The sequence below is a fragment of the Brevibacillus sp. 7WMA2 genome (assembly GCF_010748895.1).
Taxonomy (GTDB): Bacteria; Bacillota; Bacilli; order Brevibacillales; family Brevibacillaceae; genus Brevibacillus_B; species Brevibacillus_B halotolerans.
The window spans coordinates 368843-380961 of the sequence record NZ_CP048799.1 but is presented as its reverse complement, the minus strand read 5'-3'; the positions used below and the strand labels follow the sequence as shown (position 1 = coordinate 380961).

Here is a 12119-nt window from a genome sequence, read left to right as displayed (position 1 = left end):
TCCACAAATTTAGTAGACGAAGTACAACGAGATGTCCGTCCAATATGTGTAACAAATGTGGAGCTGTTGTAAAACAATCCTTTTTGTAAATATTATACATAATCAAGTTTTCACCATCAGTAAACCATCCAAAAAACAGTGTAATGTTTCTTTTTTAAATGAGCCTGATCTGGATTTTGATAGTAAATTATTGTAATAATAATCCAATTACCCATTAAAAATATTCAATATTCGCTCGCCGTATTTTTCAACTTTAACTTGTCCAAAGCCTTTAACAGTAAGTAGCTCTTCTTTGGTTCTCGGATATTTCGCTATCATATCTTCCATCTCATTATTATTGAAGATGTAGTAAGCCTTGATGTTCTCTTCTCTTGAAGTTTGAAGCCTGTACGATTTTAGTTCTTCACGAAGTAAAGTTTCATCCCTCTTTTGAAAATCATCTTTCGAAAACCGATATTTTGCAACGAAATCCATCTCCTTTGGTGTATGTAGCCTGACTAGCAAATTTGAAATTGCATACATATCCTTCTCAGCTAAGTCATATGTATTTGATTTATCATTCTGGTATTTTTCCAGCGTTGCTTTAATTTGATCGTATTTGATAATTGAGTTTTCTATCTCAGCAGGGCAACTATATTTATTATTAATGGTTTTGGGATTAGCCATGACTACAAGAGATAAAATTGGTATATTGCTGATTTTCAATTCTTTTGACAAGACATGTTTTATAATATCGATATGCCTTGCATTTTGAGTTACAGGACTATAAATTCCCTCTACAATTTCTTTTCCATATCTAAGTTTTATGGTTCTTACAAAGTTACCTTCTTGGTCAATCGAGATATCTCCACTTAATTTCTTCGTTTCTAAAATACAGATAAACTTATTAGAAATGACAACGAAATCAAGCTGAGCAACATACCCCTCATACTCTACCCTTACATCGTGTAAACACAAAATTGGCAGGAATGAATTTTTTAGTTCAAAGTAGACATTATTCTCGCCAGCAAGTCCATATGTAAGAGACTTAATATCCCTCTCAATGTAATCCTTCTTTTCTCCATCTGCAACCTTGTTTAAAAGCTCATTAAGGCCAGAAAGCTGAGGATTATCTTTTGAGAAATCCTTAACAAATGTCGGACTTTGGATTGTCCTTTTTTGACCAAATAATTTATTGAATATAGACATATACGCTTCCCCTTGAAAATTTGATTAATTTTAGGACAAAAGTAAAAGCATTAACCTTACTTGATAGTAAGATTATACCATATAATTACTAATTAAGTTTGTTATTCCCATCTTACATAAGCCTTCTGTACTAATTATTTCGTAGCATTTAAAATCGAAGGACTTCTCTTCTAATTGATTACCCTAATTTTGTCACACACATAGAACCTACGACTAAAAGGTATCAATCCCACAGAAACCTATAATATGAAAAAGATATTTACTATAGGAATTAGTGCCTTGATGATCTTATCACTTTCCAGTGCCGCAATCGCTGCTGAACAACAAAGTTTCTGTCAGGTTGAGCAATGTGATCAAATAACTTAAGCTAATGCCTCCTTTAAAGGGAGGCTCTTTTATTCTTTTAGTTATTTGCATTAATTTTTCTTTACTTACTATGGTCTCTCACTCCATTCATACTTACATAATCTGCATGCGGATTATCGCTCTCCATTTCCAGCCGTATCTCTTCTACAGTTTGAATGTAGATCAATAACCACTCTCACTAAATTCCCCAGTATAATCCAAATAAAAAAACGCCAGCCCCGAAGGACTAGCGCAATGAAATCGTGAGTATATCCGCGAAGGTATTCTACTATTTTCTAACTTATCCTCCAGTTAAAGTTAATTCGCAATAAATATTCGGGAACACTTTGGGTCAAGTGATCTTTCCGACTAATTACGTAAAAAATACGGAGGTGAAAAGACCAACTTTATTGGAATGACGATGAAAAATTTATTGGAATCTCGACCGAGCCACAAGCAAAAATTGACGGGAACAGGACGCTTAGCTTAACGTGAAAACAGCGTAGGTATCGTCTTTAGCTAATCTTCGCCTCAATCCGCAGCTTATCCGCCACCATCGCGATAAATTCGCTGTTCGTAGGTTTTGCCTTGGTATTAGAAACCGTATAGCCAAACAAGCTAGAAATGGAATCCAGATTACCTCTTGACCAAGCCACCTCAATCGCATGACGGATTGCACGCTCTACACGACTGGCTGTTGTATTAAACTTTTTAGCAATATCCGGATATAGTACCTTTGTGATAGAACCCAATAGTTCAACATCGTTATAGACCATCGTAATCGCTTCTCGCAAATATAAATATCCTTTAATATGAGCAGGCACTCCGATCTCATGGATAATGCTGGTTATGTTGGCATCTAAATTACGTCCTTTATTTTGTATCATAGAAGAAGTTTTCATTACGGGGATAAAAGAGGTCTTGCTACCGATCATCTGACGAATTCGCTGTGCAAGAATGTCCATGTCAAAAGGCTTTAATATATAGTAAGATGCCCCAAGTTCTACCGCGCGCTTTGTAATCTCTTCTTGGCCAAATGCTGTCAGCATGATGATTTTAGGTTGAGGTGTTAGTCGCATCGCTTGAATTTGCTCTAATACAGCCAAGCCATCCAAATGAGGCATGATAATGTCCAAAATGATAATATCTGGAACGCGCTCTTGGACGATCTTTAATACATCATTTCCGTTATAAGCGACACCGCTTACGCTCATATCACTCTGAGTGTTAATATACTCTTCAAGAAGACCTACAAACTCACGATTGTCATCAGCTAATACTACGCTTATCTTACTCAAATTCGTTCCTCCTTACGCATTCGATCACAGTGCATGATCTAACACTTCTTTCCTGTGAAGAAGTACGTTTCTCTTGATTCCTTATGGTAAATTATTCGACAGGTCATTTTTAACTCCTGCCCATGACGAAAGATTGAATGATATCTCTGATGATTCGACAAATAAGAGTAAAAGGACCGATGATCAGATTTTTATAGAAGGGGTATCGTGTGATTTGCTGTAGAACTTTTGCTATCCTCCGTATTTGATTCATCAAAAACAAGAATGTAAAAAGGTCTCAAGCAAGCATTTAGCTCGCCTTGAGACCCATAGATTGTTGTTGTTTTATCGTCAAACCCGCATCCTGAAGCATCCATTCAATAAAACAACCATAGCCGGAAGTAGGATCATTGACGAATACATGCGTAACTGCTCCAACCACTTTCCCATCTTGAATAATAGGGCTGCCACTCATACCTTGTACAATTCCACCTGTTTTTTCTAATAGTCGCTTGTCATTAACCTTAATGATCATCCCTTTAGTTGCAGGAAAATGCTGTTTTACAACATTGACAATTTCAATCTCAAACTCTTCTACCTCTTGTCCATTCACGACTGTTAAAATTTTTGCTGGACCTTCTTTTACCTGCTCAGCTAATGCTACCGGCAATGGTTCATTTCGCTTTGCTCTTTTGGGTTTGTCATACATTTTTCCGAAAATGCCAAACGGGGTGTTTTTAGAAATGTTGCCTAACACTTCATTTTCATTGTAAAAGCGGGCGAATTTCTCACCTGGATTACCACTCTGCCCTTTCTCAATGGAAGTAACACTAGCCTGCACGATTTGTCCATCTCCCACAACGATAGGCTGTCCTGTATCTACATCTGAAATGACGTGACCAAGAGCTCCATATGCCTTTGATTCTGGCTCATAAAAAGTTAACGTACCCACACCTGCTGCGGAATCACGAATATAAAGTCCCATGCGATACTGATTATCTTTTTTGTCTTGTGCTGGTTTAAGTGTCAGAACGATCTTTTCTTTTCCACGTACAACCATGAGTTGAATAGATTGGTTCTTTGCACCAGCTTCATTTACAATCTTTTTGACTTCACTCATGTCATTAATGTACAGATCATTCATTTTGACAATCATATCTCCAACATGAATGCCAGATTTTTCACCAGGTGAAACTTTTTCTTTACCTGTATCAACCAAATGATGGCCAACTACAAGAACGCCAGCAGTCTGTAGCTTAACACCAATTGATTGTCCGCCAGGTATGACTTTCAGATCGGGGAGCACATTAACCTTAACTTCTTTAATGGGAAGCTTGCCAACTCGCCATTGCAGACGAGCCTGCCCTACTTTTTTGGGTGCCACTTGCAATGGTTGGCTAAAATCGACGTGTACTTCACGGGCTTCTATTCCGTTTACTTGCAAAATTTCGGGGTTACTGTTTACTAGTGTTCCCATTACAGGTACGGAAAGCTTTAATTGGCTAAGGGAACCTTCAAACAACCGTAGTTCTTTGGGTAAAGAGGTTACATCATGAAAGGGGGTTGAAGTAACAATAAACGCGGTCAAGAGTAAGAGCAGAGATCCAATCCATTTTCTTTTGTGATTTCGTATCACCCAGCAATCACTCCTAGCTTCCCTACCTACACCTACAGCTACACCTCACTTACTAATATTTAATGTTACCTGCACGCCACCTGTTTATAACACCAAAAAGCTGTCAATTTCAATTGACAGCTCAGACTGTGGACAAACTCTTCTTATGCTACTGATATAAGGAGAGTTTGTTTTATTTTTTGTTGGTAAAAAGTCAGTGATTGAAGAAGCTTGAGCTTCTCTTTTTCAGAATTCCAAAGCCAAGTAGGGGTAGTACCAGCGAAGCTAACACCACCCGCAAAGTAGATGCTTGAAAGTGATCGAAGGGAAGCAGGACGTGAACACTGCGAATACAAAGCAAAGTAGCACTCCAGCAACAGCAAGCAGAAATAAACGACGCCGCTCCATCCACAGTCCCGTGGTTTGAGCGGCGTCTTGCTTCTCTTATGGCAGCAGCGATGCTGCAATCTCGTCGACAATCCGGTTGATCGCCAGCGGACCGTAATAGACGATCCACGTCGTCGTATTGACCGTATACACTTGTTTGTTCTGCACAGGTTTCAAGCTGTTCCAAACCGCTGTCTGCGCAAACTCCTCGGTCAACTGCTGATACTGGTTGTCCGTCAACACAAACAGATGGTCTGCGTTCAATTCCGGCATCACTTCCAGATTGATCATCGCACTCGTATTTTTATCATCGAGAACCATCGCCGGCGCCTTCAGCCCCAAATCCTGATACAAAATCTGCGACGTCCGGTGCGCTGTCGTATGAATCCGGATCTGTTTGTCACGCGGCCGAATCATTGCTACCGTCTCGTCTCCCATTTTTTTGGCCAGATCGGCCTTCAAAGAAGCGACCTTCTTCTTGTAGTCGTTGATCACCTGTTCGGCTTCTTTTTCCTTGTGAAGCAATTGACCCAATGTCACGATTGTTTTTTGCCAGTCCTCGTTGCGCTCAAACATCAACGTTGGCGCGATTTTGTCCAAAGCGTCGTAAATCTCGTTCTGGAACTCGGTGCAAATGATGACGTCCGGATTGAGCGCCAATACCGCCTCCAGGTTGACCCCGCTGCTCGAGCCGATCTGCGTGACATCGCCAATTTTGTCTACCAAATAAGCGGGGAACGGCGTTGCTTCATTCGTCGCAACCGTGCTGCCTGCCACACGTTGACCAAGTGCTGTCAACTGGTCGAGATATTGGGTATCCAGTACAACGATGCGCTCCGGCGCTTTCTCAAATACACGCTCCCCCTTCATATGCGTGATCGTGCGGGCTTGTTCCGTTACCTGCTTGTCTGCTCCTTCTTGTTGTGTTCCGCCCTCTGCTGCGGGCTTGCCGCAGGCGCTCAAAACGACGACCACTAGCATAATCAGGAGCATGGCGCTCCACCGTTTCTGTGTTTGCCGCATGTTAGAATGTCTCTCCTCGGAAGCTTGCAAAACCGCTTCGGTTGCATTATGATATTGATAATTATTATCACAAAGATCATACGAGAAAACTTGCTGCCATGCAACCCCCTTTTTCAACGCATGTGCTGCCCTTCAGATAGGGGCGGTGTCAGCGACGCTGGTACTACCCCAAGTAGCAAGCTTTTTTAAATTCATAGAAGCAAAAACAAGCATCACCTGCATGGTCACTTTTTTAATTCCTCGTAAAGTGGTTCATCTCAAGCCATGCTTTTCCTTTAAATCTGCAAATACTCGTTCAATCGTTTCTTTTCTTCTTGAATAGATTTCTTTATTTTTTGGCGTATGTCTAAGATGATCAGCTTTTTCTATGTATTCTGTCCATATATGAGGACTGATTTTTTTACTGCATCCTTGCTATTTGTACATTGGTTCCGAAAGGAACAATCTTTGCAGATTGATGGATTCGCTCTGTACATTCGATACCCCTCGCGGGTTGTTGTCTCATAAGATAATACTTCATTTGAAGGACAAACATAGCAATCATAATATTCATCATAAGTATATTCGTATTTCTTAAAGAATCCATCCTTTGTACGTGGTCGAGTATACGGCATTACAGGACGTATACCAGATGTAATAAGGGTTTTAGCAATATAAGGAGTTTTATAGCCTGCATCTACTGCTACTGCATACGGTTTTCCTACTTGATGAATAGCTTGGTTTAAAACATCCTGAAACACTTGGCTGTCGTGAACATTAGCAGTTGTTACGTTTGCACTTAAAATGAATCCATTCTTATCGCTTGCAGCATGGAAAGAGTATGCAAATAATCTTTCTTTTTCATCCTTAATAAACCAACCACTATCCAGATCAGTAGTGCTTAACTTCACTTCCTTTTTTATAGACTCAGACTTTTTTGACAAGGGCTTCTTTCCGTGATCGATCCTATCCTGATTTAATTCGTCTGTTAAGTAAGATAGATATGTTTTAGGCTCTTGTTCAACTATAGTCTTTCTGTATTTCTTCTTATTAGCATTAGCCTTTACATGAGTAGACTCAATAAACATAACAGTAGGATCAACAAATCGATGCGTAAGAGCTTGTCAAGAATATGTGCGAAAATGGTTTCAAAGAGGTCTGTATCTTGAAAACGACGAGTATAATTTTTACCGAAGGTAAAGAAATGAGGAATTGGTTGAGTGAAGTCATAACCGATAAACCATCGATAAGCTACATTCGTTTCCAGTTCTTTGATTGTCTGACGCATAGATTTTATTCCAAATAAATATTGAATAAATACGATCTTGATTAATACAACAGGGTCGACACTCGGTCTCCCATTATCTTGCGAGTATTTGTCTTTTACAAGGTCGTATATAAAAGTAAAATCAATTGCTTTCTAATTTTACGAACTAAATGATTAGAAGGGACAAGCTCATCTAATGAAACAACGGACAGTTGGTAACGGGCTTCTGCATCTTGTCTTTTTAACAAGAAACTCACTCATTTCCACTATATTCATACATTCAACAAAAAAGCGCGCAAACCTTCATACCTTTTGGTATTTTGTCTACACGCTGAAATACAAACTTATTGTATTGAAGTTTTAAACCTTCCTCCTCCAATTTTTTAAGTAAAACTGTTCCTATACCTTTTCCACGATCATCTATCTACTATTAAGTTGGATACATCGCCTGTATAGCTTATTTTCTCACTAGTGACCTTAGTTACCATAATGAATGAATACTTGTCTACATCCTGTACTGTATTATTCTCTGCTCTCTTCATATATCCAAAGGATTACAGCAAAGTGATTCTGTGATTTATTCTTCACTTCCTCGATCCATGCTTTCTCTGAATAAACTCGTCCACGTAAAATAGGATCATCTGTTGGTGTAGCATAGAAACTTTGGTTAATAACCCACCAGATTGGTGTTATACCTGCACGTAATAGATCCTCTTGTAATCTTGTAGATTCGTGCACCGGAGTAGCTTCGGCTAACGTGACAATGACAACACTGATTTCCTCATGATTACGAAGACGTGGTAAAAGATCTTGAATGGATTTTGGAACCTCTCCTGTGGATCGAGTAATCTCTTTATGATACGCCTGGGCTGCATCCAGCAAGAGCAAGGTATGTCCAGTTGGAGCAGTATCAATTACAACAATTTCTTCTGTTGTTTTTTCCACAATGTCGGCAAAAGCCCTAAAAACAGCAATTTCTTCTGTACAAGGAGAACGTAGATCTTCTTCTAAATAAGCGAGTCCTTCTTCATCTAACGAGTCAGCAGATTGTTGAATGACTTCATTTTTATAGTTCTCTACTTCTACTTTTGGGTCTATTCGACTGACTGTGATTAACTTTTGGTCGTTTCGAATATGGTATTCCAAATGAGTAGCTGGATCGGTCGTTGTTAAGTGAACACGATGTCCTTTCTTGGCTAGTCCTTGAGCGATGGCGGAAGCTTTAGCTTTAGAATAACGATTGATTAAAAAGTTCTCTTCAATCTTTATTTAACAACAAATAGAAAAACTCCATTTTGAAAAAAGATTGATCAAAATGGAGTTTCTTTTATAACTAGGTATGAGTTTTTTATAATAAAGTTTGATTATTTTATTACTCCTTATTACACTATCGCACCTGATAGCTTAAGTGTAATATTTCACAAATATACGCACCAACGAACAGGTTCAATAAGAATTTTATCTATTTTTACATTTCTAAATTCGTAAATGCGTATGGTAATAATTCCTTTAGGGTTAATCCTAGTATATCTTTCTTCTCATTAGTTAAATAAACTGGCATTTCAGGTGAACAAAATTCTGCTAAAACTTGTCTGCAAATACTACAAGGCGGAAGAAAATCTACCGTATCACCTGCAACAGCTATAGCTTGAAAATCACCTTTTTTATAACCATTTGATATTGCGGTGAAAATAGCTGTTCTCTCAGCACAATTAGTTGCACCTAGTGAAACATTTTCTACATTTACTCCATTAATTACAGTACCATCTTTTAGTAATAAAGCTACTCCAACTGGAAATTTGGAATAAGGTACGTATGCTTTTTCTTTCATATTACGTGCACTTTCCATTAAAATCTCTTTATTCATATTATCCACTCTTTTCTCTAAGAATGAACTTTCAAAGTCCCCTATACGTCAACATTTTGTTGACAGGACTTATAATTGTATATATGAACAAGATAGTTGTCAACGAAGTAGATGTAACAAGCATACTATATAAACAACTATAAGATTTGCCAAAAGATTTTCTTGCATTGAATATGATTGATCTTTTTCTATATACCTACATTGATTTGCCTCAATTTTTACTGTTTGTAGCTCTTCTACTTTTTATTGTGTTAAATGGACACACCAATTCCGATACATTCTTTGAAATTTTTTGGACCGTCAAAAAGAGAATACCAGTTAGGTTCGTAGGATATTTCAACTTCTTCTTAGTTCTTTTCCATTCTTTAATAATATTTTGGTATTCAGGTAAGTTTAAAATTCGGGTTGTTTTAGCGACAGCGGATCTCATTTTTCCCAAATTCATCTCATTGTACTGCCCTGATAATGTGTTTTTAGCTGCTTTATTTTGATTTTTTACAAATCCTACATAATAACAAGCTGCTCTTCTATTAATCAAGTCTGCGTCATGTAGGACGAGCTAAAGGCGAAATAAGTCTCTAAAGCTTACTCGAATCATTACTGTTGTTGGGCTTTCTATATGGTGATCAGCTAAAATGAACATGCCGTCTAATTGTTCAAGCAACTTTCTATATAAAGCCATAACCACAATATCCTCTGTATTCTTCACTAAATTCGCATTTGCAATTTTAGCAATAAGCTCATCTCGAAATTGTATACATTTACCTAAATTTTCTAACTAAACTTCATTAATCCTCATAATACCGCCTCACTATCGCTAATTTCGTTCACTTTTTTGTTCTCAGAAAAGATAAAAAGGCAACCACTTCACTGTGTAAGCCTGTTAAGTTTATGTAGTTTATTTTTCTATTTTAACACGTTATTCATATCGATACATTCTTAGGTTTACAACTTTATTTCGAAGGAAAATCGACTCCATTCCTTCGAAAAGTCAATTTAGTATACAAATTTGTGTCATACATCAAAAAGGTGACCAAAAGTGTGACACCCATATTTACTCAAAACCTTATAGTTATCATATTTTTAGTTTGAAATTTGGTACTCATGATTGTATCACTAGACACATATCTGTTGACACAAAACTCCCTAAGTAGGGGTAGTACCAGCGTCGCTGACACCACCCGCAAAGTAGAGTGTGTTTATCCTCAAATGATATATTAAAAAAGCCGATCTCCTTCTTGTTCAGATTCTGATCTAAAATACTTTAATAACGCTGGATCAGGAGCTTTCCCATTGATGTAATAATCTAGATTAATGACATACCCGTATTCGGTAAGCTTCAGACAGTTATAATCCAGTAAGGTTTTGTGTATCTTATACCCTCTCTGCTTGCTTAGGCGGCAGATTTGGAATAGCTGCTTAGTTGTAAGCGACTTTCCTTTCATCCCGCGCTTTCCATCTCCGACTAAGAGGTTGCGTCCTGGTATAGCATAACGAGAAATCCTGGAGAGACCCCCCTCTTCTTCCACGTTGAGCTGATAGAACCTTCTCTTTGCCCTTCTGACTCGTCTTTGACTTAACAAATTTCGGCCACCCGTTGTATACGGATTGATAACCTTAACAATCTCATCGGAGTAGCAAACAGCGTTCTTCGAGGATCTCGCCTGTTTCATGATCTACATATCTCTCGTTCATGTCATTTTGCCTCACTCCTTCCTTTCAATCACAGGCCCATTTTCTCCTTAGTGGGGTCCCGATAGCAAAACACGGAAAACATACGCTAAGCAAAATTCGACATGAAAAAATCCAATTTTCCTACTCTAAGGAAGTTCGGCTTTGTCATTAAATGGTTAGGGGTCTCAATGCTTTTATATTTGTCGTCTTGCTTATATCGAAAGAGTATTCTCCAAGAAAATTGATATGTTCCCAGCCCAATGGTGATATATGCTGCATTAACTCTTCCTTAAATAGTCCTTTTCCCTTTACTACTGTAGTTGCTTCTGTTAAATAAGAGGCTGTGGAGAAAGTTTTCTCCACAGCCTGGAAAAAGCACTCTTTTGAGTGGTTTTTTGTGATACTGCATAAGAAGTTCTGTTTTCCACTCTCAAAACATATTGCAAATAAAGTATACCAACAGCTTCTATTGGAATTATTTAACAATATGAATAAAATGCAATTTTATTTCAACAAATTTGGCTCTAAAGTGGTAGAGAAATTTTATATGAGTTGATTTCAGCTAGCCACTTTCTAAAGTTTTATCGAGGTATTTATTCGGAATACTTCTGTAAGAATCTGATGATACTCTTCTTCATTTATGGTTCGTTTTCTTTTTTGGCCTTTTTTGGTTTCTGTAAAGCTTCGTTTAGTAAGTGAAATATGCCCACCTTCAATTAATTTACTGATAATACACCCTTTGTTAAATGGAGATTCTGGGTGCTCTACAATAATATTTTGTATGACATTTACTTTATTTGTATCTATTTCATCTAATGTAAATGCATATCCAGTGCGCCATGTATTTGTAGGTTCAGAATCAAGGAATTGGGCGCTCTCCCCATTTTCTCCTTTTTTCATTTCTAGTAGGTAGGTTCCTTTTTCAGTATTTTGTTTACGAATACGGTATTTTCCTGTTTGAGATGAGATGACTTCCCCGCTAAATGGGACTGGATATAAAGGAAGATGTGAGGCAAACCCCCCGTCTATAATGTATTTCTGATTATTATAGTTTAAAATAATAATCACATGCCCATCATCAGGTTTCCACTTACCACTCCCTAAATCGTAGACCGTACCAGATACTCGATAGACATCAAATCCACAATCAATTAAAAAATAATATAATAAGGAATTAAGCTCGTAACATAGTCCTCCGCAATGGGTTAATAGTAATTTTTCTTGGACATTTTCTCTAGAAATTTTTCGGATATTCTTGTCCATAACGTCTAAATTTTCATAGGGTAGTACATATCCCATTTGCAAAAGAATTCCATGTAAATCTTCAAAGGTTACATCTTCTTTTGGAGATATCTGTAACCGGGAGAAAAAATTTTTTTGTAATTCGGTTAACATTGTATACCACCTTTCCATTTATAGGTAAATAATCCATTAATTATATGTTACACCTTTAAAATATATAATCAAGTAGGGGTAACATCAGTATTTTGCGCTTTT

Annotated in this window: 7 protein-coding genes and 3 pseudogenes; all 10 read right to left on the bottom strand. The window is 37.7% G+C overall.

From position 1 onward, the window contains the following. Positions 1 to 207 precede the first annotated feature (207 nt). The 10 genes and pseudogenes from GOP56_RS01580 to GOP56_RS01535 all read right to left on the bottom strand — a co-directional run bounded on the left by GOP56_RS01580 (position 208) and on the right by GOP56_RS01535 (position 12017). Positions 208 to 1188: an HRDC domain-containing protein gene (locus GOP56_RS01580; protein WP_163244311.1), complete on the bottom strand. Its 981-nt coding sequence runs from the start codon at positions 1186 to 1188 to the stop codon at positions 208 to 210. Between the two features lie 860 nt (positions 1189 to 2048). Next, a complete protein-coding gene (gene spo0A / locus GOP56_RS01575; RefSeq protein ID WP_003337874.1) occupies positions 2049 to 2831 on the bottom strand; it encodes a sporulation transcription factor Spo0A in 783 nt (260 codons plus the stop codon). A 289-nt stretch (positions 2832 to 3120) separates the two neighbouring features. Then, entirely contained in the window at positions 3121 to 4446 is a 1326-nt protein-coding gene (gene spoIVB / locus GOP56_RS01570; RefSeq protein WP_003337875.1) for a SpoIVB peptidase, read from the bottom strand. Between the two features lie 423 nt (positions 4447 to 4869). Next, entirely contained in the window at positions 4870 to 5835 is a 966-nt protein-coding gene (locus tag GOP56_RS01565; RefSeq protein WP_254068553.1) for an ABC transporter substrate-binding protein, read from the bottom strand. 132 nt (positions 5836 to 5967) lie between these two features. Then, a pseudogene (locus tag GOP56_RS01560) lies at positions 5968 to 7329 on the bottom strand (IS1182 family transposase). A gap of 274 nt (positions 7330 to 7603) precedes the next feature. Then, positions 7604 to 8302, bottom strand: a pseudogene (locus GOP56_RS01555) (ArsA-related P-loop ATPase); the annotation flags it as partial. A gap of 247 nt (positions 8303 to 8549) precedes the next feature. Then, complete coding sequence (locus tag GOP56_RS01550; protein ID WP_163244310.1) at positions 8550 to 8948, bottom strand: cytidine deaminase; 399 nt, start codon at positions 8946 to 8948, stop codon at positions 8550 to 8552. A gap of 1217 nt (positions 8949 to 10165) precedes the next feature. Next, positions 10166 to 10621, bottom strand: coding sequence for a hypothetical protein (locus GOP56_RS01545; RefSeq protein WP_163244309.1), 456 nt, complete (start codon positions 10619 to 10621; stop codon positions 10166 to 10168). Positions 10622 to 10790: 169 nt separating this feature from the next. Beyond that, positions 10791 to 10958, bottom strand: a pseudogene (locus GOP56_RS01540) (Tn3 family transposase); the annotation flags it as partial. Between the two features lie 237 nt (positions 10959 to 11195). Beyond that, entirely contained in the window at positions 11196 to 12017 is an 822-nt protein-coding gene (locus tag GOP56_RS01535; protein WP_003339015.1) for an arylamine N-acetyltransferase family protein, read from the bottom strand. Between the last annotated feature and the right edge of the window lie 102 nt (positions 12018 to 12119).

Excerpts from the sequence above, each read along its gene's own strand:
- GOP56_RS01545 (WP_163244309.1), bottom strand. The coding sequence starts at position 10,621 with ATGAAACAGGCGAGATCCTCGAAGAACGCTGTTTGCTACTCCGATGAG.
- GOP56_RS01580 (WP_163244311.1), bottom strand. The coding sequence starts at position 1,188 with ATGTCTATATTCAATAAATTATTTGGTCAAAAAAGGACAATCCAAAGT.
- GOP56_RS01550 (WP_163244310.1), bottom strand. The coding sequence starts at position 8,948 with ATGAATAAAGAGATTTTAATGGAAAGTGCACGTAATATGAAAGAAAAA.
- GOP56_RS01565 (WP_254068553.1), bottom strand. The coding sequence starts at position 5,835 with ATGCGGCAAACACAGAAACGGTGGAGCGCCATGCTCCTGATTATGCTA.
- GOP56_RS01535 (WP_003339015.1), bottom strand. The coding sequence starts at position 12,017 with ATGTTAACCGAATTACAAAAAAATTTTTTCTCCCGGTTACAGATATCT.